The sequence below is a fragment of the Bacillus sp. 2CMS4F genome (assembly GCF_023161785.1).
GTDB classification, from domain to species: Bacteria; Bacillota; Bacilli; order Bacillales; family Bacillaceae; genus Bacillus; species Bacillus halotolerans.
Genome location: NZ_JALNTO010000001.1, coordinates 463,415 through 483,686, shown reverse-complemented (window position 1 = coordinate 483,686; position 20,272 = coordinate 463,415). Strand labels below are relative to the sequence as shown.

At 46.0% G+C, this 20,272-nt stretch carries 19 protein-coding genes and 1 riboswitch; of the genes, 18 read left to right on the top strand and 1 reads right to left on the bottom strand.

Annotated elements, in window-relative coordinates:
* Positions 1-10 precede the first annotated feature (10 nt).
* A riboswitch (SAM riboswitch) is annotated at positions 11-116 on the top strand.
* Between the two features lie 158 nt (positions 117-274).
* From MTN95_RS02140 to sirC, 7 genes are all read left to right on the top strand, one after another.
* A complete protein-coding gene (locus MTN95_RS02140) occupies positions 275-976 on the top strand; it encodes a phosphoadenylyl-sulfate reductase (protein ID WP_024121347.1) in 702 nt (233 codons plus the stop codon).
* A gap of 11 nt (positions 977-987) precedes the next feature.
* Positions 988-2,052, top strand: coding sequence for a sulfate permease (cysP, locus tag MTN95_RS02135; RefSeq protein ID WP_248336792.1), 1,065 nt, complete (start codon positions 988-990; stop codon positions 2,050-2,052).
* A 48-nt stretch (positions 2,053-2,100) separates the two neighbouring features.
* On the top strand, positions 2,101-3,249 hold the full coding sequence (gene sat, locus MTN95_RS02130; RefSeq protein WP_106020670.1) for a sulfate adenylyltransferase: 1,149 nt from the start codon (positions 2,101-2,103) through the stop codon (positions 3,247-3,249).
* Positions 3,250-3,261: 12 nt separating this feature from the next.
* On the top strand, positions 3,262-3,855 hold the full coding sequence (cysC, locus tag MTN95_RS02125) for an adenylyl-sulfate kinase (protein WP_105991222.1): 594 nt from the start codon (positions 3,262-3,264) through the stop codon (positions 3,853-3,855).
* 100 nt (positions 3,856-3,955) lie between these two features.
* On the top strand, positions 3,956-4,729 hold the full coding sequence (gene cobA / locus MTN95_RS02120) for a uroporphyrinogen-III C-methyltransferase (protein WP_044155945.1): 774 nt from the start codon (positions 3,956-3,958) through the stop codon (positions 4,727-4,729).
* Positions 4,730-5,515: a sirohydrochlorin chelatase gene (gene sirB, locus MTN95_RS02115; RefSeq protein ID WP_248336790.1), complete on the top strand. Its 786-nt coding sequence runs from the start codon at positions 4,730-4,732 to the stop codon at positions 5,513-5,515.
* Entirely contained in the window at positions 5,496-5,984 is a 489-nt protein-coding gene (gene sirC / locus MTN95_RS02110) for a precorrin-2 dehydrogenase/sirohydrochlorin ferrochelatase family protein (RefSeq protein ID WP_248336922.1), read from the top strand. Before sirB ends, sirC begins: the two co-directional genes overlap by 20 nt.
* Positions 5,985-6,022: 38 nt before the next feature.
* Here sirC and rqcH read toward each other — a convergent pair whose 3' ends face one another.
* Complete coding sequence (rqcH, locus tag MTN95_RS02105) at positions 6,023-7,735, bottom strand: Rqc2 family fibronectin-binding protein (protein ID WP_248336788.1); 1,713 nt, start codon at positions 7,733-7,735, stop codon at positions 6,023-6,025.
* Between the two features lie 121 nt (positions 7,736-7,856).
* On the opposite strand from rqcH, the gene MTN95_RS02100 reads away from it, so the two are divergent.
* The 11 genes from MTN95_RS02100 (at position 7,857) to rlmN (ending at position 20,269) form a co-directional block, all read left to right on the top strand.
* Positions 7,857-10,529 (top strand): calcium-translocating P-type ATPase, SERCA-type, encoded by a 2,673-nt coding sequence (locus MTN95_RS02100; protein ID WP_248336786.1) that lies wholly within the window; start codon positions 7,857-7,859, stop codon positions 10,527-10,529.
* Between the two features lie 84 nt (positions 10,530-10,613).
* The gene (locus tag MTN95_RS02095) at positions 10,614-11,489 is read left to right on the top strand and encodes a YicC/YloC family endoribonuclease (protein ID WP_024121354.1); all 876 of its coding nucleotides are present in this window, start codon (positions 10,614-10,616) and stop codon (positions 11,487-11,489) included.
* Positions 11,490-11,565: 76 nt separating this feature from the next.
* Positions 11,566-11,835 (top strand): extracellular matrix/biofilm regulator RemA, encoded by a 270-nt coding sequence (gene remA / locus MTN95_RS02090; RefSeq protein WP_003154355.1) that lies wholly within the window; start codon positions 11,566-11,568, stop codon positions 11,833-11,835.
* Between the two features lie 7 nt (positions 11,836-11,842).
* On the top strand, positions 11,843-12,457 hold the full coding sequence (gmk, locus tag MTN95_RS02085; RefSeq protein ID WP_248336784.1) for a guanylate kinase: 615 nt from the start codon (positions 11,843-11,845) through the stop codon (positions 12,455-12,457).
* Positions 12,458-12,460: 3 nt separating this feature from the next.
* Complete coding sequence (rpoZ, locus tag MTN95_RS02080; protein ID WP_003221520.1) at positions 12,461-12,664, top strand: DNA-directed RNA polymerase subunit omega; 204 nt, start codon at positions 12,461-12,463, stop codon at positions 12,662-12,664.
* 78 nt (positions 12,665-12,742) lie between these two features.
* Entirely contained in the window at positions 12,743-13,963 is a 1,221-nt protein-coding gene (coaBC, locus tag MTN95_RS02075) for a bifunctional phosphopantothenoylcysteine decarboxylase/phosphopantothenate--cysteine ligase CoaBC (RefSeq protein ID WP_248336782.1), read from the top strand.
* Positions 13,960-16,377 carry a primosomal protein N' gene (priA, locus tag MTN95_RS02070; protein WP_248336780.1) on the top strand — a complete coding sequence of 806 codons (2,418 nt, stop codon included), beginning with the start codon at positions 13,960-13,962 and terminating at the stop codon, positions 16,375-16,377. Before coaBC ends, priA begins: the two co-directional genes overlap by 4 nt.
* 26 nt (positions 16,378-16,403) lie before the next feature.
* Complete coding sequence (def, locus tag MTN95_RS02065; protein ID WP_024121358.1) at positions 16,404-16,886, top strand: peptide deformylase; 483 nt, start codon at positions 16,404-16,406, stop codon at positions 16,884-16,886.
* A gap of 4 nt (positions 16,887-16,890) precedes the next feature.
* A complete protein-coding gene (gene fmt / locus MTN95_RS02060) occupies positions 16,891-17,844 on the top strand; it encodes a methionyl-tRNA formyltransferase (protein ID WP_248336778.1) in 954 nt (317 codons plus the stop codon).
* Entirely contained in the window at positions 17,831-19,174 is a 1,344-nt protein-coding gene (gene rsmB, locus MTN95_RS02055; RefSeq protein WP_227599180.1) for a 16S rRNA (cytosine(967)-C(5))-methyltransferase RsmB, read from the top strand. Before fmt ends, rsmB begins: the two co-directional genes overlap by 14 nt.
* Positions 19,175-19,177: 3 nt before the next feature.
* Positions 19,178-20,269: a dual-specificity RNA methyltransferase RlmN gene (rlmN, locus tag MTN95_RS02050; protein ID WP_024121361.1), complete on the top strand. Its 1,092-nt coding sequence runs from the start codon at positions 19,178-19,180 to the stop codon at positions 20,267-20,269.
* Positions 20,270-20,272 lie beyond the last annotated feature (3 nt).

Below are 20,272 nucleotides of genomic sequence, written 5' to 3'. Positions count from 1 at the left end.
AAATCTGAAAAACTTATCAAGAGCGGCTGAGGGACTGGTCCTATGAAGCCCGGCAACCTGCACAATGTGTAAGGTGCTACTTCCAGCAAAATGTATTCCATTTTGAAAGATAAGGGCTACATGCAGTTCCTGTCTTTCTTTCCGCCGGATTGAAAGTTTTTTATTTTAAGAGGGGCTGTTTACGGAGATAACAGCAGCCGCATCACATTACAATTGGGAAAGACAACCGGCAGAAAGCTACTGTTTGTTTGTCTCCGAAAGGAGGAAAGAAGAAATGTTAACGTACGATAATTGGGAAGAACCAACGATTACATTTCCGGAGGACGATCCTTATAAAGGGGCGCTGTCAGTTTTAAAATGGGCTTACGGCCATTACGGCAATCAGCTTGTTTATGCCTGCAGTTTCGGAATTGAAGGAATCGTTCTGATTGACTTAATCTATAAAGTGAAAAAAGACGCAGAGATTGTATTTCTCGATACAGGGCTTCATTTTAAAGAAACCTATGAAACGATAGAACGCGTAAAAGAGCGTTATCCCGGCCTCAATATCATCCTGAAGAAACCGAACCTTACTCTTGAGGAACAGGCGGAAGAACATGGTGATAAACTGTGGGAAAGAGAGCCGAATCAATGCTGCTATCTCAGAAAGATCGTTCCTTTAAGAGAGGCGCTTTCCGGCCACCCGGCATGGCTTTCCGGCCTGCGCCGCGATCAAGGGCCAAGCCGTGCCAATACGAATTTCTTAAACAAAGATGAGAAATTCAAATCAGTAAAAGTTTGCCCGCTTATCCATTGGACTTGGAAAGACATCTGGAGATACACCTCTCGGAATGAGCTGGACTACAATCCGCTCCACGATCAAGGGTATCCAAGTATCGGCTGCGCGCCTTGTACGTCACCTGCATTTACCGCAGAGGACCTGCGCTCAGGCAGATGGAACGGTATGGCGAAAACAGAATGCGGACTGCATGAATAAGGAGCTGCAAAATGGAATTAGCCGCTATTTTATTTAGCTTGTTTTTCGCAGTGAATATTGGCGCAAGCGGCGCTGCAGCTTCAATGGGAGTTGCTTACGGCTCTGGGGCCATCAAAAAGAAAACCTACGCTTTGATCATATGTGCTGTTGGTGTTCTGGCCGGGGCTGTCATTGGCGGGGGCGAAGTTGTGAAAACCATCAGCTCTGGGATTATCCCGGAACAGACGATCACGCTGACGATTGTTTGCATCATTATCGGGGCTGCTGCACTGTCGCTTTTTACAGCTAATCTGCTCGGCATTCCTTTATCGACAAGTGAAGTCACGGTCGGGGCGGTTGTCGGTGTGGGCGTTGCGTACCAAGTATTGTTTGTAAACAATCTTCTGATTATTGTTTCATTTTGGATTTTCGTTCCGCTGTTCGCTTTTGGTTTTACATTTTTTGTAGCAAAGCTGTTTCGTTATTTTAAGATCGAAATTACGTCTTCCCGTAAACAAAACATCCTTGGCATCCTTTTGCTATGCGCTGGTTTTTTTGAAGCATTCTCTGCGGGCATGAACAATGTAGCGAATGCTGTTGGACCGTTAGTGGCTGCCGGCGTACTGGATGTAGCGAAAGGAACCCTGTATGGGGGAGTTTTTGTAGCCCTGGGCGCACTGATATTAGGCCGCAGGGTGTTAGAAACAAACGGGAAGAAAATCACGCGGTTTTCAAAAGGGGAAGGCATTCTCCTATCCGGAACAGGAGCAGGGCTGGTGATCATCAGTTCTATATTTGGAATGCCGGTGCCCTTGGCCCAAGTAACGTCATCGTCTATTATCGGAATAGGCATGGCGAAAAACGGCCCAAACGTATTTCATAAACAGGTCGTTCAAACGATGCTGAAAGTATGGATCGTGTCGCCGTTTTTATCTTTATCCATCTCCTATCTGCTTGTATCTATGTTTTTAAAGGCGGATTATTATTCAATCTTTATCATGGTAAGTGTGCTTTTAGCGGCAGGCGGTGCCGTCAGCCTGACAAAAGCCATTCGTAAAGAGAGACGCTCTGTCCACGATCAAGGCGGGGGAATCTAACTATTAATCTGAGTTATTTTATCTGTTAACTAGGAGGAAATGAATATTATGAGCTTAGCACCACATGGAGGAAAACTGGTAAACCGAGTAAATGAGTCATATGAGGTAAGCGGCATTCAGAAAGAAATTGAACTTGATTTGATCTCTTTTGCCGACCTGGAATTGATCGGAATCGGCGGATACAGCCCGATCGAAGGCTTCTTTAATGAGAAAGATTACGTATCTGTTGTTGAAAACATGCGTCTTGCTTCCGGTGTTGTATGGTCTATTCCGATCACGCTGCCGGTAGATGCACAAAAAGCAGCCGAACTGTCAGTCGGCGAAACAGTAAAATTAACGTATGACGGAGAAACATACGGCGTTATCCAAATCGAAGACTTATACGTGCCTGACAAACAAAAAGAAGCTGTTAACGTGTATAAAACGGATGATCAGGCTCATCCGGGTGTAAAAAAGCTGTTCAGCCGCGGTGATACATATGTCGGCGGTCCGATCACACTGATTAAAAAAGCTTCCAAACAATTCCCTGAGTTTACATTTGAACCGACGGAAACAAGACGCCAGTTTGCAGAAAAAGGCTGGGAAACAATTGTCGGTTTCCAAACGAGAAATCCTGTTCACAGAGCGCATGAATATATTCAAAAAACGGCTCTTGAGACAGTGGACGGTTTGTTTTTAAACCCGCTTGTCGGCGAAACAAAATCTGATGACATCCCCGCTGATGTCCGGATGGAAAGCTATCAAGTGCTTCTTGACAACTATTACCCGAAAGACCGTGTCTTCCTTGGCGTTTTCTTGGCTGCAATGCGTTATGCCGGTCCGAGAGAAGCGATTTTCCATGCGCTTGTCAGAAAAAACTACGGCTGCACGCATTTCATTGTCGGCCGCGATCACGCTGGTGTCGGTGATTATTACGGCACGTACGAAGCCCAGGAGCTGTTTGACACATTTAAACCTGAAGAACTCGGCATTACACCGCTGAAATTCGAGCACAGCTTCTTCTGCGAAAAATGCGGAAATATGGGGACCGCGAAAACGTGCCCGCACGGCCGAGAGCATCACGTGATTTTATCAGGCACCAAGGTGAGAGGGATGCTGAGAGACGGTGTACTGCCGCCTGCAGAATTCAGCCGCGCAGAAGTTGTAGAGGTGTTAATCAAAGGCATGAAGAAAAAAGAAGAAGCAGGCGTTTCTTAAGGGGGACTGGGAGTGACAAATCGCGATATCGTATGGCATGAAGCCTCTATTACAAAAGAAGAGTATCAGCAAAAAAACAAGCATAAAAGCTCCATTCTCTGGCTGACGGGCCTAAGCGGCTCAGGCAAATCAACCATTGCCAATGCGGCTGCGAGAGAACTTTTTGAGCAAGGCTTCCAAGTTATTGTGCTGGATGGTGACAACATTCGCCACGGTTTAAATAAAGATCTCGGCTTTTCTGATGAAGACCGAAAAGAAAACATCCGCCGAATCGGAGAGGTAGCGAAACTTTTTGTGCAGCAGGGCACCATTGTCATGACTGCTTTTATCTCTCCTTTCCGTGAGGACAGAGACCAGGTCCGCCAGCTTGTGGAAGCAGGCGAATTTAACGAAGTTTATATTAAATGCGACCTCGATATTTGTGAACAAAGAGATCCAAAAGGGCTCTACAAAAAAGCAAGAAACGGGGAAATTCCGTTCTTCACAGGCATTGATTCTCCTTATGAAGAGCCGGAAGCTCCTGAGCTCGTCCTTGACTCAGGACAATATGATCGTGAAGAGTGCAAAAATCAGCTGATCGAGTTTGTAAAGCAGCAAATGAGCTAAACGCCGCTCAGCTGTATTCTTCTCAGATGCCGAAAATGCAAACAAGAACAACATCACAGCGAACGTTCTGGAAGAACTCGAATAGATCGGGGGAAAGACGATGGGGAAAGTATATATTGTAGGAGCGGGTCCCGGAGATCCTGATCTGCTGACAATTAAAGCGCTGAAAGCCATTGAAAAAGCTGATGTAATCCTATATGACAGATTAGTAAATAAAGAGATTTTGCAATATGCCAAGGAGCAGGCGGACCTGATCTACTGCGGGAAGCTTCCAGATTTTCATACAATGAAGCAGGAAACCATCAATCGGTTTCTTGTGAAGTATGCGCAAAAAGGGAAAACCGTTGTCAGATTGAAAGGCGGAGACCCATTTGTGTTCGGCAGAGGAGGGGAAGAAGCGGAATGCCTTTCTGAAAATGGCATTCCGTTTGAAATTGTCCCCGGTATCACATCGGGAATCGCGGCGGCTGCTTATGCCGGGATTCCTGTCACTCATCGGGACGCGGGCTCTAACGTGGCTTTTGTAACGGGGCATTATAAAAAAGAAGAGGATTTTGAGGAAAAGTGGAAAGCGCTGGCCACAGGGATTGATACACTTGTCATCTATATGGGCATTAAAAATGTGCAGCAGATCGAAAAAAAACTCCTGGAAAACGGCCGGGACGGTTCTACTCCGGCAGCGTTTATTCATTGGGGAACAACGGACAAGCAAAAATCTGTTTTTTGTACAGTTGACACCCTTTCAGAAACGGTGAAAAAAGAAGACATTAAAAATCCGAGTTTAATTGTTGTTGGAAATGTTGTAAATTATCACTATAAGCTGGAATGGTTTGAATCTGAGCTGAAAAAACAAGATTTAAGCGAGGCGTTGTAAATGAAACAAGCGATTTTATATGTCGGCCACGGCAGCCGGGTAAAAAAGGCTCAGCAAGAGGCCGCTGCATTTTTGGAAGGATGCAAAGCGCACATCTCTGCGCCTGTTCAGGAAATCAGTTTTTTAGAGCTGCAGGAGCCGGCAATTGAGACAGGGTTTGAAGCATGTGTGAAGCAAGGCGCCACTCATATCGCAGTGGTGCCTCTGCTTCTTTTAACGGCTGCTCATGCAAAACATGATATTCCGGAAGAAATTGCCCGTGCCGCATCCCGGTATCCTTCAGTCCATATCTCATACGGAAGTCCGATTGGGATTGACGAAGAAGTGGTCAAAGCTGTCTATCATCGTGTTAAAGACATAGGTGTTCCGTACGAAAACGCGAGGGTTGTGCTCATCGGCAGGGGAAGCTCAGACCCAGATGTAAAAAGAGACGTAACCGGCATTGCCGGATTGCTCCAAAACATCATGCCCGTCAAGGAAGTGATTCCATGTTTTATGACAGCATGCGGTCCCAATTACAAAGAGGTTTTTTCTGAGCTGAAAAAAGATGACGGCGTGACGACCTTTATTGTTCCGTATTTGCTGTTTACCGGGATGCTGATGAATGAGATTGAACGTGAGGTCCAGGAATTAAAGGCCAAAAATGCAAATGTCTACCTCTCTTCCTATATCGGTTTCCACCCGCATGTGAAAAAGGCATTTTTACATCGTGTGAAAGAAACTGCTGACAACCATGAGGGGCAATTTAATTTTGACGGAGGCTCATATGCTCCCGCTTCACATTAGTTTGCAGAAGAAAAAGGTTGTGATCGCAGGAGGCGGCAGTATTGCGCTCAGAAGGTTAAAAACGGTGCTTTCTGAGGGAGCGGATATTACGCTTGTCAGTCCGGTTGCGGAACCGGAAATCAGGCAGATGGCAGACAATCGCCAAATCAAGTGGCTGAGCCGGAAGATTGAGAAAGAGGATTATCTCGACGCTTTTTTGATTATTGCCGCGACGGATGACGCCGCTGTGAATAAAGAGATCGCTCAAAATGCAACGCCTTCCCAGCTTGTCAACTGTGCCAGTGACGCTGAGCTGGGCAATGTGTATATGCCGAAAATCGTAAAAAGAGGGCATGTTACGGTTTCTGTTTCGACAAACGGAGCCAGTCCAAAGCATACGAAGAAACTTGCTGAAAAAGTGGACATGCTCATTGACGGCGGCTTTGTCAGCGAAGTAGACAGGCTTTATCAGATCAGAAGAAATAAATAAGCCAGAGCAGTTGCTGCTCTGGCTTTTCTTTATATAAATCAGCTTTTTTTCAGCCTGATAACAGTATCCGCATCAGGCGTGACAAAGACGGTATGCTGGCTGTCATAAGTCACGAATCCGGGCTTTGCGCCGTTCGGCTTTTTGACGTGCCTGATTTTTGTATAATCAACAGGCACAGAACTTGAATCTTTTGCTTTTGAAAAATAAGCTGCAATTGTGGCGGCTTCAATAATTGTTTGTTCATCCGGCTCGCTGTTTCTGATGACAACATGGGAGCCCGGGATATCCTTCGTGTGAAGCCATATGTCGTCTCTGGCAGCTGCTTTGGTCGTTAAATACTCGTTTTGACGGTTGTTTTTGCCGACTAAAATAGTGTGACCGGAAGAGGATTCGTATGTTTCTAAAACAGGGTTGTTCTGTTTTTGTTTTTTCTGCCCTTTTTGCTGCTTAGGACGTAAATATTTCCCCTCCACAAGCTCTTCTCTGATTTCACTGATATCGCGCGGAGAAGCGGAAGACAGCTGCTGAATCAACTGGTCGAAGTATACAATTTCTTGCTGAGCCAGCCTGATTTGTTCTTCGACAACGGCAACTGAGTTTTTCGCCTTCTGATACTTAGTGAAATAGGCCTGTGCATTCTCTGAAGGTGTCTTGTTCGGATTCAGCGGGATGGCGATTGTCGGATTTTCCTCATCATAGTAGTTGATGACTTCAGCCTGCTTGTCGCCTTTTTTCATCATATATAAATTTGCGGTCAGCAGCTCCCCGTAAAGCTGAAATTCCTTAGCGTTTTCCGAATACTTCAGTGTTTTTTCCAGTTTTTTGATTTTGTTGGCGTTCTTTTTCCGTTCATTCACAACGAACCGCTCAAGATCCTGAGCCTGCTGTTTAACCCGGTCCCGCTCAGCTTTTCCGAAATAAAAACGGTCCAGCAGCTCACTTAATGAATCGAAGCGGCGTGCTTCTCCTTTAAGGTGAGTCAGCTCCAGCAGATAAAAATATTCCTTCCCGTTAACAGTCGTAATGTTAGGGTTGAAACGGTGCTCCCTTATCTCTGCAAAGAGCTCCAGAAGCGCTTTTGGCAGTGTTCCTTTGTTGGCAAGGCCCGCTCTGTGGACAGCTTCTTTTGCGAAGAGCGGAGAAACACCGGAAAAATGGTCAACAATTTGTTTATCTAGCCGTCCTTCTTGAAAACTGAGATGACGCAACATGTCATCTTCAGTCGCTTCTAGCGGTGAGATCTTGTCCTGGGCCGGCGGAAGCTTATAATCGTAGCCCGGCAGTACGGTGCGATAGCTGTTCATTGACGGCGATAAATGCTTCAGCCCGTCGATGATCGCATTTTCCTCTCCGTCCGTCAGAATGATATTGCTGTGGCGGCCCATAATTTCGACATAAAGTTTTCGATGCGTTTCATCACCGATTTCATTCCGGCTTTTAATATGAAAAATCATAATGCGGTCAAGGCCCGCCTGTTCAATTTTTTCAATAAATCCGCCTTCAATATGCTTTCTTAGCAGCATGCAAAACATCGGCGGTTCACTCGGGTTTTCATACGTTTGGGCCGTGATATGCACCCGTGAATAGCTTGGGTGTGCCGATAATAAAAGCTTTTGGTTTTTTCCATTGGCGCGGATGTGAAAAATCACATCGTGCTTATAAGGCTGATGGACTTTCGTGATCCGTCCGCCCATTATTCGCTCGTTCAGTTCGTGTGTCATTCCGTATGTAAACATGCCATCAAACGACATATATAATACACCCTCTCATTCTTCCTGCATTCGATAATTATAGCATGAAATGGGACGAGTCAGAATAAGCATGCTTATAGAGTGATATCTCTATAAGAGAGCAGGGGAGTGGACGAGCGGAATGAAGTTTCATGAAATGGGACAAACAGATTTATTAGAGGCAACAAATACGTCCATGAAACAAGGATTAACTGAAAAAGAGGTGAAAAAACGCCTCGACAAGCATGGGCCAAACGAGCTTCAAGAAGGGAAAAAAACATCAGCGCTTATCTTGTTTTTGGCGCAGTTTAAAGATTTCATGGTGCTTGTGCTGCTTGCGGCAACATTAATTTCAGGGTTTCTTGGTGAATATGTGGACGCGGTTGCGATTATTGCGATTGTGTTTGTGAATGGCATACTTGGGTTCTTTCAAGAACGGCGTGCAGAGCAATCTCTTCAGGCATTAAAAGAGCTGTCAACTCCTCATGTGATGGCGCTCAGGGAAGGAAGCTGGACAAAGATCCCTTCGAAAGAACTGGTACCGGGCGACATTGTGAAGTTTACAAGCGGCGACCGGATTGGAGCAGATGTCCGAATTGTCGAAGCTAAAAGCCTTGAAATTGAAGAATCAGCGTTAACCGGAGAGTCAATCCCGGTTGTGAAACATGCGGATAAATTGAAAAAACCCGATGTGTCGCTGGGGGATATTACGAATATGGCCTTTATGGGAACCATCGTCACCCGCGGCAGCGGTGTCGGTGTTGTCGTCGGTACAGGAATGAACACGGCTATGGGGAAAATCGCTGACATGCTTGAATCGGCGGGAACTCTGTCAACCCCGCTGCAAAGAAGGCTCGAGCAGCTCGGGAAAATTTTAATTGTTGTCGCTTTGCTGCTCACTGTGCTTGTTGTCGCTGTCGGCGTGATCCAGGGACACGATCTGTACAGCATGTTTTTAGCCGGTGTTTCGCTAGCGGTAGCCGCCATTCCAGAAGGGCTGCCAGCCATTGTGACAGTAGCGCTGTCATTGGGTGTACAGCGTATGATCAAGCAAAAATCAATCGTGAGAAAGCTTCCGGCTGTTGAGACGCTTGGGTGTGCCTCTATTATTTGTTCAGACAAAACAGGAACAATGACGCAAAACAAAATGACGGTCACACATGTATGGTCCGGAGGAAAAACGTGGAGAGTGTCGGGCACGGGCTACGATCCGAAAGGAGGCTTCACACTGAACGATAAAGAGGTCAGTGTGAATGAGCATAAGCCGCTGGAGCAAATGCTGTTATTCGGAGCGCTTTGTAACAACTCGAATATTGAGAATAGAAACGGTGACTATGTGCTTGACGGAGATCCGACAGAGGGAGCGCTGCTCACTGCGGCAAGAAAAGGCGGCTTTTCAAAGGAGTTTGTGGAATCCCATTACCGGGTGGTTGAGGAGTTTCCGTTTGATTCAGCACGAAAAATGATGACTGTCATTGTAGAGGATCAGGACAGAAAGCGCTATATCATTACGAAAGGCGCGCCGGATGTACTGATGAAGCGGTCCGCCCGTATTTATTATGACGGCTCTGCCGCTCTTTTCTCAAATGAGAGAAAAGCAGAAACAGAGGCAGTATTACGGCAATTGGCTTCCCAGGCGCTCCGAACGATTGCCGTTGCCTATAGACCGGTAAAAGCAGGGGAAACACCGTCAATGGAGCAGGCGGAAAAAGATCTGACAATGCTTGGCCTTTCAGGCATCATAGATCCGCCGCGCCCTGAAGTCAGACAGGCGATTAAAGAATGCCGTGAAGCGGGAATTAAGACTGTCATGATTACAGGGGATCATGTTGAGACAGCAAAAGCTATAGCGAAAGATTTGCGCCTCCTCCCGAAAAGCGGAAAAATCATGGACGGCCAGATGCTGAATGAGCTTTCGCAAGAAGAGCTTTCTGACGTAGTGGAGGATGTGTATGTGTTTGCCCGCGTTTCCCCTGAGCATAAATTGAAGATTGTTAAAGCGTATCAGGAAAACGGACATATCGTTGCAATGACAGGAGACGGCGTCAATGACGCGCCGGCTATCAAACAGGCTGACATCGGCGTTGCCATGGGTATTACAGGAACGGATGTGGCGAAGGAAGCATCATCCCTCATTCTCGTAGATGATAATTTTGCAACCATTAAATCAGCGATTAAAGAAGGCAGAAACATCTATGAAAATATTAGAAAATTTATCCGATACCTGCTGGCTTCTAACGTAGGAGAAATTTTGGTCATGCTTTTCGCCATGCTGCTTGCCCTTCCTTTGCCGCTCGTGCCGATTCAGATTTTGTGGGTCAACTTGGTGACAGATGGATTGCCGGCGATGGCGCTCGGCATGGATCAGCCGGAAGGAGACGTTATGAAGCGGAAACCGCGTCACCCGAAAGAAGGGGTGTTTGCCCGCAAGCTTGGATGGAAGGTGGTCTCCAGAGGGTTTTTAATCGGTGCTGCCACGATTTTGGCTTTTATCATCGTGTATCACCGCAATCCTGAGAATTTGTCTTATGCGCAGACAATTGCGTTTGCGACGTTGGTGCTGGCTCAGCTCATTCACGTATTTGACTGCCGGAGCGAAACATCCGTTTTTTCCAGAAATCCGTTTGAAAACTTGTATCTGATCGGCGCTGTATTGTCATCGATTTTACTGATGCTGGTGGTCATTTACTATCCGCCGCTTCAGCCGATTTTCCATACGGTTGCCATCACGCCGGGAGACTGGATGCTGGTCATCGGCATGTCGGCCATCCCTACTTTTTTGCTGGCGGGGTCACTTTTGACAAGAAAAAAATAAATTCATATGATATAATCTTAGGGGTAATAGCATGTCTATTGCCCTTTTATTTTGAGAACAGGGAAGAAATTGGGTGTTTTATTTATGATACGAAGTATGACAGGCTTCGGCAGTGCAAGCAAAACACAAGATGATCTCTCTGTAAGCGTTGAACTTAAATCTGTGAATTACAGGTTTAAAGAAGTGAACGCTCGTTTGCCAAGGCCTTTGCTATATTTAGAAGATAAGCTGAAACAGACGATTCTGCAGTACATACAGCGCGGAAGAATTGAGCTTTTCGTCTCCGTTGACAGTGATATGCTTGTAGAGAGAAGGCTTGATATTGATTGGCCGCTTCTCGATGAGTTTGTCGCAGCTGCAGAGGATATGAAAAAGCGATATCAATTGTCCGCAGAGCCTGATGTCATGGACTTCTTCAAGCTTGATCATGTCGTCCAGATTCATGAGGAACAGACTCAAAATGAAAAGCTTGAGGAGTTAATAACAGCTGCTGCAGAGGAAGCCGTAAAAGGACTCTGTGAGATGCGCGAAAAAGAGGGGCTGCTTTTAGCCAAAGACTGTCTGATGCATATTGATCAGCTTGAAGAGCTGGCCGAAAAGACCGAATCTTTGGCAGCCGATGCTGTATCTCGTTACAGGGAACGGCTGTACGCCAGAATAAAGGAATGGACCGAAGACGTGTTGGATGAGAGCCGGCTTGTTACAGAATGCGCTATTTTTGCAGATCGCTCTGATATTACAGAAGAGATTACAAGACTGAAGAGCCACTTCGCTCAGTTTCGTGATATATTAGCTGAAGGCGGAGCTGTCGGGCGCAAACTCGACTTTCTTGTCCAGGAGCTGAATCGGGAAGCAAATACAATCGGCTCAAAAGCAAATGATCACCAGATCACAAAGCTTGTCGTCGAAATGAAAAGTTCTATTGAAAAAATAAAAGAACAAGTGCAAAATATAGAATAGTGACTGTGCGTATTGTTTACAGACGGACTTGCTAGGCTAAACTAGAGACGTCTATTTTACAGGGGGAACGTAGAAGATGACGATTAAACTGATTAATATCGGATTTGGCAATATTATCTCCGCCAATCGGATGATTTCGATTGTCAGCCCGGAGTCTGCGCCAATCAAACGGATGATCCAGGATGCAAGAGACCGCGGAATGCTAATTGACGCTACATACGGACGAAGAACCCGTGCAGTTGTCGTCATGGATAGTGATCACATTATCTTATCTGCCGTCCAGCCTGAGACAGTTGCACACAGACTTTCTGTTAAAGAAGAAATTATGGATGAAGGGCAGGGATAATTGCCGCATGAAAGAAAGAGGGTTATTAATCGTTCTCTCAGGTCCCTCAGGAGTTGGTAAAGGAACGGTTCGGCAAGCGATTTTTTCGCAAGAAGATACAAAATTCGAGTATTCGATTTCAGTAACAACGAGAACCCCGCGAGAGGGCGAAGTGAACGGAGTCGATTATTTTTTCAAAACGAGAGAAGAATTTGAGCAAATGATTGCAAACAATAAACTGCTTGAATGGGCAGAATATGTCGGCAATTATTACGGCACTCCTGTCGATTATGTTGAACAGACGCTCCAAGAAGGAAAAGACGTCTTTTTAGAAATCGAAGTTCAAGGCGCTCTTCAAGTGAGAAATGCTTTCCCGGAAGGTCTGTTTATTTTCCTTGCGCCTCCGAGTCTTTCTGAACTGAAGAACAGAATTGTGACAAGAGGAACGGAAACAGATGCTCTGATTGAAAATCGCATGAAAGCCGCAAAAGCTGAGATCGAAATGATGGACGCATATGATTACGTCGTAGAAAATGATAATGTCGAAACGGCTTGCGACAAAATCAAAGCAATCGTTCTCGCTGAACATTTGAAGCGTGAGCGCGTTGCACCAAGATATAAGAAAATGCTGGAGGTTGAATAACTGATGTTAGATCCGTCAATTGACTCATTAATGAATAAATTGGATTCAAAATACACGCTCGTAACCGTTTCTGCTAGACGCGCGCGTGAAATGCAAATCAAAAAAGACCAGATGATTGAACATACGATTTCACACAAATATGTAGGCAAAGCTTTAGAAGAAATTGATGCAGGCCTGCTTTCGTTTGAAAAGGAAGACCGCGAATAGTAGCACAAGTAGCAACCTATATCATGTAGGTTGTTATTTTTTTCCGTGCTGTTTTAAATTGCAGAGGGGGAGAAGTCATTGCTGAACAATCGAAATGTGTTGCTTTGCGTGAGCGGAGGCATCGCTGTTTATAAAGCCTGTGCGCTGACAAGCAAGCTGGTGCAGGCAGGGGCAAATGTTAAAGTCATTATGACTGAATCTGCGTGCCAGTTCGTTTCACCGCTGACATTTCAGGCATTGAGCCGCCATGAAGTATATACAGATACATTTAAAGAACAAAATCCAAGCGTCATCTCTCATATAGACGCAGCTGACTGGGCCGACCTGATTATTGTTGCGCCGGCTACGGCCAATGTGATTGGAAAACTGGCCAACGGCATTGCTGATGATATGCTGACAACAACCTTATTAGCGGCAACAGCGCCGGTATGGATTGCGCCCGCCATGAATGTGCATATGTATGACCATCCGGCTGTCAAACGCAATATTTCTGTCCTTTATCAGGATGGTTTTCGTTTTATTGAACCGAGCGAGGGCTATTTAGCATGCGGTTACGTTGGAAAAGGAAGATTGGAAGAACCTGAAAACATCGTGAAACTTGCGGAAAAGCATTTTGCAGAAGAAAAAGACGCGCTTTTAGAAGGCAAACAAGTGGTGATCACAGCAGGCCCGACACGGGAGGCAGTTGATCCTGTGCGTTTTTTCACGAATAAATCGACGGGTAAAATGGGATACGCATTAGCTGAGGCTGCGGTGCGGCTTGGTGCAAACGTGACCTTGATCTCAGGGCCGGTTTCGCTTGATGTCCCTAAAGGGCTTTCTCAGTTTATCCCTGTCCAATCGGCTGCGGACATGCGCGATGTGGTGCTCTCTGTGTATGAGAGAAGCGACGTCGTCATAAAAACAGCTGCTGTTGCCGATTTTACGCCAAAAACAGTATTTGACCAAAAAATGAAAAAACAAGACGGCGGAATGACCCTTGAATTAAAAAGAACAGTCGACATTTTAAAAGAATTGGGCGAGAAAAAACAGCATCAGCTGTTAGTCGGTTTTGCTGCTGAGACACAAGATGTGGAACATTACGCCCGCAAAAAGCTTTCTGCCAAAAATCTTGACATGATTGTGGCGAATGATGTGAAAGCGGCAGGGGCCGGTTTTGGTGCTGATACGAATATTGTGACGCTCTTTTTCAAAGACGGGCGCAAACGCGAGCTGCCGAAGATGTCTAAGCTCGATGTTTCGTTTGACATTCTTGGAGAAGTCGCAGCCCTCTTAAAACAAACCGGAGAGCACTCATGAATTTTGCCGAAGTCATCGTTGATGTCAGCACCAAAAATATAGACAGGCCGTTTGATTACAAAATCCCAGACCATCTTAAAGGCATGATCAAAATGGGAATGAGGGTCATTGTTCCGTTTGGCCCCCGTAAAATTCAAGGGTTTGTGACAGCTGTCAAAGATACGTCTGATCTCTCAGGTAAATCTGTCAAAGAAGTGGAGGATTTATTAGATCTTACGCCTGTTTTGACAGAAGAGCTGATGCATTTGTCTTCATGGCTGTCAGAAAAAACGCTGTCTTTTAAGATTACGGCGCTTCAAGCGATGCTGCCTGCCGCGTTAAAGGCAAAATATGAAAAAGAGCTGAAGATTGCGGAAGGTGCGGATATCCCGCCGCAGGTAGAACGGCTGTTTTCTGAAACAAAGAGCTTGCTGTATTCCGATATACCTGATCACGATACGCTGAAAATCATCCAGAAGCAGGTTCAAAAAGGCCATATCGATGTAACTTATAAAGTGGCGCAAAAAGCGAACAAAAAAATGGTCAGGTATATTCAGGCCAATGCCGGTAAAGAAGAGCTCTCCAAGCAGGCTGAGGGTTTATCCCGACAAGCGGCCAAACAGCAGGCGATCCTGCACTTTTTCATGACGGAACCGGAAGGCACGAAAATACCTGCTGCGGACCTGTGCAAAAAAACAGACGCAAGCTCAGCCACCATCAAGACCCTGATCCAAAAGGGGCTTCTGAAAGAAACCTATGAAGAGGTTTACAGAGATCCCTATCAGGACAAAATGTTCAAAAAAACAGAGCCGCTGCCGCTGACAGACGAGCAGAGCGCGGCCTTTCAGCCGATACGCCGGACGTTAGACAACAATGAACATCAAGTGTTTCTCCTGCACGGGGTTACAGGAAGCGGCAAAACGGAAATTTATCTCCAGTCGATTGAAAAAGTGCTTGCGAAAGGAAAAGAAGCCATCGTACTTGTACCGGAAATATCGTTAACGCCGCAAATGGTTCATCGCTTTAAAGGGCGCTTCGGCTCTCAGGTAGCCGTGATGCACAGCGGGTTATCCACTGGTGAAAAGTATGACGAGTGGCGCAAAATCCATCGCAAGGAAGTACGGCTTGTCGTTGGCGCGAGGTCCGCTATTTTTGCCCCGTTTGAAAATCTCGGGATGATTATCATCGATGAGGAGCATGAATCGTCCTATAAACAAGAGGAAATGCCTCGCTACCATGCGAAAGAGGTAGCGATCAAGCGAGCGGAGCACCACCGCTGTCCGGTTGTGTTAGGTAGTGCTACACCGACGTTAGAGTCATATGCACGGGCGCAAAAAGGAGTGTACGAGCTGCTTTCGCTGAAACACCGCGTCAATCACCAAGTGATGCCTGAGGTTTCGCTTGTGGATATGAGAGAGGAGCTCAGAAACGGCAATCGCTCTATGTTTTCAATAGAATTGATGGAAAAGCTTGAAGAAACCATTGCCAAGGGTGAACAGGCTGTGCTGTTTTTAAATAAAAGGGGCTATTCCTCCTTTGTGATGTGCAGGGACTGCGGATATGTCCCACAATGCCCTCATTGCGACATTTCCATGACGTATCACCGTTCCGGCCAGAGGATGAAATGCCATTATTGCGGACATGAAGAGCCTGTTCCGCATACTTGTCCTGAATGCGGGAGCGATCATATCCGTTTTTTCGGAACGGGAACACAAAGAGTGGAAGAAGAATTAACAAAGGTGCTGCCACATGCAAGAGTCATACGGATGGATGTTGATACGACCTCTCGGAAAGGTGCCCATGAAAAATTATTGTCTGCTTTCGGAGAAGGCAAAGCAGATATTCTTCTTGGAACGCAAATGATTGCGAAAGGGCTTGATTTTCCGAATGTGACACTTGTCGGAGTCTTAAGCGCTGACACAACACTGCACATTCCTGATTTCAGATCTGCTGAAAAAACGTTTCAGCTGCTAACGCAAGTCAGCGGCCGCGCGGGAAGACATGAAAAACCCGGCAATGTCATCATTCAAACGTACACACCGTCCCATTACAGCATCCAGCTGACGAAAACGCATGATTATGAAACGTTTTATCAGCATGAAATGGCGCACAGGAGGGAGCAATCCTACCCGCCGTATTACTATTTGGCTCTTGTGACGGTTTCTCACGAGGAAGTGGCAAAAGCGGCTGTAACGGCTGAGAAAATCGCACACTTTCTGAAAGCAAACTGCGGGGCAGATACGAAAATACTCGGTCCAAGCGCATCGCCGATCGCCAGGATCAAAGATAGATATCGCTATCAATGCGTGATAAAATACAAACAGGAAACCCAGATATCAGCTTTATTGAAGAAGATACTGGAACATTATAAACGGGAAATTGAACAAAAACATGTAATGATTTCAATTGATATGAATCCTTATATGATGATGTAAGATCTCACGTCTTGGAGGGTAATGAATTGGCAGTAAAAAAGGTCGTCACACATCCCGCGGAGGTTTTGGAAACGCCTGCGGAAACCGTGACTGTTTTTGATAAAAAGCTAAAAAAACTGCTTGATGATATGTACGATACCATGCTCGAAATGGATGGAGTCGGACTGGCAGCGCCGCAGATCGGTATTTTAAAAAGAGCGGCTGTCGTTGATATCGGAGAAGAAAGCGGCAGAATTGACCTTGTGAATCCGGAAATTCTTGAACAAAGCGGCGAGCAAACCGGAGTTGAAGGATGCTTGAGTTTTCCCGGCGTCTACGGAGATGTCACACGTGCCGATTATGTGAAAGTGCGGGCGTATAACCGTCAAGGAAAACCGTTTATTCTTGAAGCAAGAGGCTTTTTCGCGAGAGCCGTGCAGCATGAAATGGACCACTTGGACGGCGTGCTGTTTACATCAAAAATAAGCAAATATTATACAGAAGATGAACTAGCGGATATGGAAGGATGATTTGATGACGAGAATCGTGTTTATGGGAACACCAGATTTTTCAGTTCCTGTGTTAAAAACCGTGATAGATGACGGATATGAAGTAGTGGGGGTCGTCACGCAGCCGGACCGTCCGAAGGGCAGAAAAAAAGTGCTTACGCCTCCGCCTGTGAAGGAAGAAGCTTTGCGTCACGGTATCCCGGTTCTTCAGCCTGAAAAAGTCAGACTGAAAGAAGAAATTGAAAAGGTGCTGGCATTAAAACCGGATCTTATTGTGACGGCAGCGTTTGGGCAAATTCTGCCTAAAGAGCTTCTCGACAGCCCTAAGTACGGATGCATTAATGTCCATGCGTCTCTTTTGCCTGAACTGAGAGGCGGGGCTCCTATCCATTATTCTATTCTCCAAGGAAAGAAAAAAACCGGAGTTACCATTATGTACATGGTGGAAAAATTAGATGCAGGCGATATGATTTCAAAAGTGGAAGTAGACATTGAAGAAACCGACAATGTCGGAACCCTGCACGATAAATTAAGCGTTGCTGGCGCGAAGCTTCTGTCTGAAACAGTTCCTCAAGTTATAGCCGGCGACATATCACCTGAAAAGCAGGATGACGAGAAAGCGACGTATGCGCCAAACATTAAAAGAGAACAAGAGCTGATTGACTGGTCCAGAGCGGGGGAAGAGCTTTATAATCAAGTTCGAGGTTTAAACCCATGGCCTGTTGCCTATACGACTTTAAATGGACAAAACCTGAAAGTGTGGGCGGCCAAGAAAATAGCGGCGCCGGCAAAAGCCGAGCCCGGCACAGTCATTGCTATTGAAAAAGAAGGAATTATCGTCGCCACAGGAAACGATACGGCACTGTTATTAACAGAGCTGCAGCCTGCCGGCAAAAAACGCATGCGAGGCGAAGACTTTGTCCGTGGCGCCCATGTTGAGACAGGTGATATGTTAGGAGTACACAATGAAAACAAATAGCGTTCGCGATATTGCGCTGGAGGCGCTGGTCAAATTAGAACAAAATCAGGCATACAGTAACCTGCTCCTGAAATCGGTTATTAAATCCAATAAACTGAGCGATCAGGACCGGGGGCTTTTGACTGAACTCGTGTACGGTACATTGCAAAACAAAATCGCGCTGGATTATATGCTCAAGCCGTTTATCAACAAGCCGCAAAAGGTGAAGCCGTGGGTTATCCAGCTTCTCCGCCTGTCCCTATATCAAATGGAATATTTAGAGAAAATTCCCGACCGGGCAGTCATCCATGAAGCGGTAGAGATTGCTAAAAACCGCGGGCATAAAGGCATTGCCTCATTTGTCAACGGCGTGCTTCGCTCTATTCAGCGGGAAGGAGTCCCTTCCTTTGACGCTATCGAAGATCCTGTTCTCAGGCTTGCGACAGAAACCAGCCATCCTGAATGGCTCGTGAAAGAGTGGGCAGACGCATACGGATTTGATGCGGCTGAAAAGATTTGCCGCATTCATCTCATTCCGCCTAAGCAAACGCTGCGTATCAATCAAATGAAAACAGACAGAGCGGAGATACTTGATCAAATGGCAGCTGAAGGAATCGAAGCAGAAAAAGGCGATCTCGCCGAGGATGCTGTGAAGCTTGTAAAGGGAACAATCGCCGGAACTCACTTCTTCCAGACAGGTGAAGTGTCCATCCAGGATGAAAGTTCCATGCTGGTTGCCCGGGCCCTTGACCCTAAGCCAGGTGAAACGGTGCTTGATGCGTGCGCGGCGCCGGGCGGAAAGTCAGCCCATATCGCTGAATTAATGGAGAACAAGGGAAGTGTGACATCGCTTGACCTTCACAAACATAAGGTGAAGCTGATCAAAGAAGCGTCAGAACGGCTTGGCCTTTCCATTATTGATGCGAAAACAATGGACGCGAGAAAAGCGGGAGAAACGTTTAAAAGTGAACAGTTTGACCGTATTTTGGTTGACGCTCCATGCTCAGGCTTTGGCGTGATCAGAAGAAAGCCGGATATGAAATACACCAAAACCCCGAATGACAGCTCCCGGCTTGCTGAAATCCAGCTGTCTATCTTAAGGGAAATTGCGCCATTAGTAAAAAAAGGTGGCACTCTTGTCTACAGTACGTGTACAATGGATCGGACAGAAAATGAAGAAGTTATCCATGCGTTTATACAAGAACATCCTGATTTTGAACCCGATTTGTCTCTTGAAAAGCGGCTGCCTGAAAAGGCGAGACCCTTTGTTCGGGATGGGAGGCTTCAAATCCTTCCGCATTATTTCGGAACAGATGGTTTCTTTATTTGCAGCATGAGAAAGAAGGGATAAGCAATGACAGAACTTAAAAAAACAAAGATCAGAAAAGAATTGCGGACAGAGCGTCCTTCAATTTATTCTTTTGAATTAGACGAAATCAAACAATGGCTGACAGACAACGGAGAGAAACCGTTCCGCGCGGCGCAGATTTTTGAATGGCTTTACGAAAAACGAGTATCTTCTTTTGACGAAATGACAAACCTGTCAAAGGATCTGCGTGAGAAATTAAACACTCATTTCGTATTAACGACGCTGAAAACAGCAGTTAAACAAACTTCTCAAGATGGCACGATGAAGTTTTTATTCGAGCTTCACGACGGTTATACAATCGAAACCGTATTAATGAGACACGAGTATGGTAATTCTGTATGTGTAACGACACAAGTCGGCTGCCGCATTGGCTGCACATTCTGCGCATCAACGCTCGGCGGCTTAAAACGAAATCTTGAAGCAGGCGAAATTGTCGCTCAAGTGGTGAAAGTTCAAAAAGCGCTGGATGAAACGGATGAACGCGTCAGCTCTGTCGTCATCATGGGAATTGGCGAACCATTTGATAACTTTAACGAAATGCTTGCCTTCCTGAAAATCATTAACCATGATAAGGGACTGAATATCGGTGCCCGCCATATTACTGTTTCTACAAGCGGAATCATCCCGAAAATTTACGAATTCGCTGATCAGCAAATGCAGATTAACTTTGCGATTTCTCTGCACGCGCCAAATACAGAAATCAGAAGCCGTTTGATGCCGATTAACAGAGCGTACAAGCTGCCTGATTTAATGGAGGCCGTTAAATATTACATTAATAAAACAGGACGCCGGATCAGCTTTGAATACGGTCTGTTCGGCGGCGTAAATGACCAGGTCGAGCACGCTGAAGAGCTTGCAGACTTGCTGGAAGGCGTAAAATGCCACGTGAACTTGATTCCGGTAAACTATGTGCCTGAACGGGATTACGTCCGCACACCGCGCGAGCAGATTTTTGCTTTTGAGAAAACGCTGAAATCCCGCGGAGTAAATGTCACGATCCGAAGAGAGCAAGGCCATGACATTGACGCAGCCTGCGGTCAGCTTCGCGCGAAGGAGCGTCAAGACGAGACGAGGTGATGA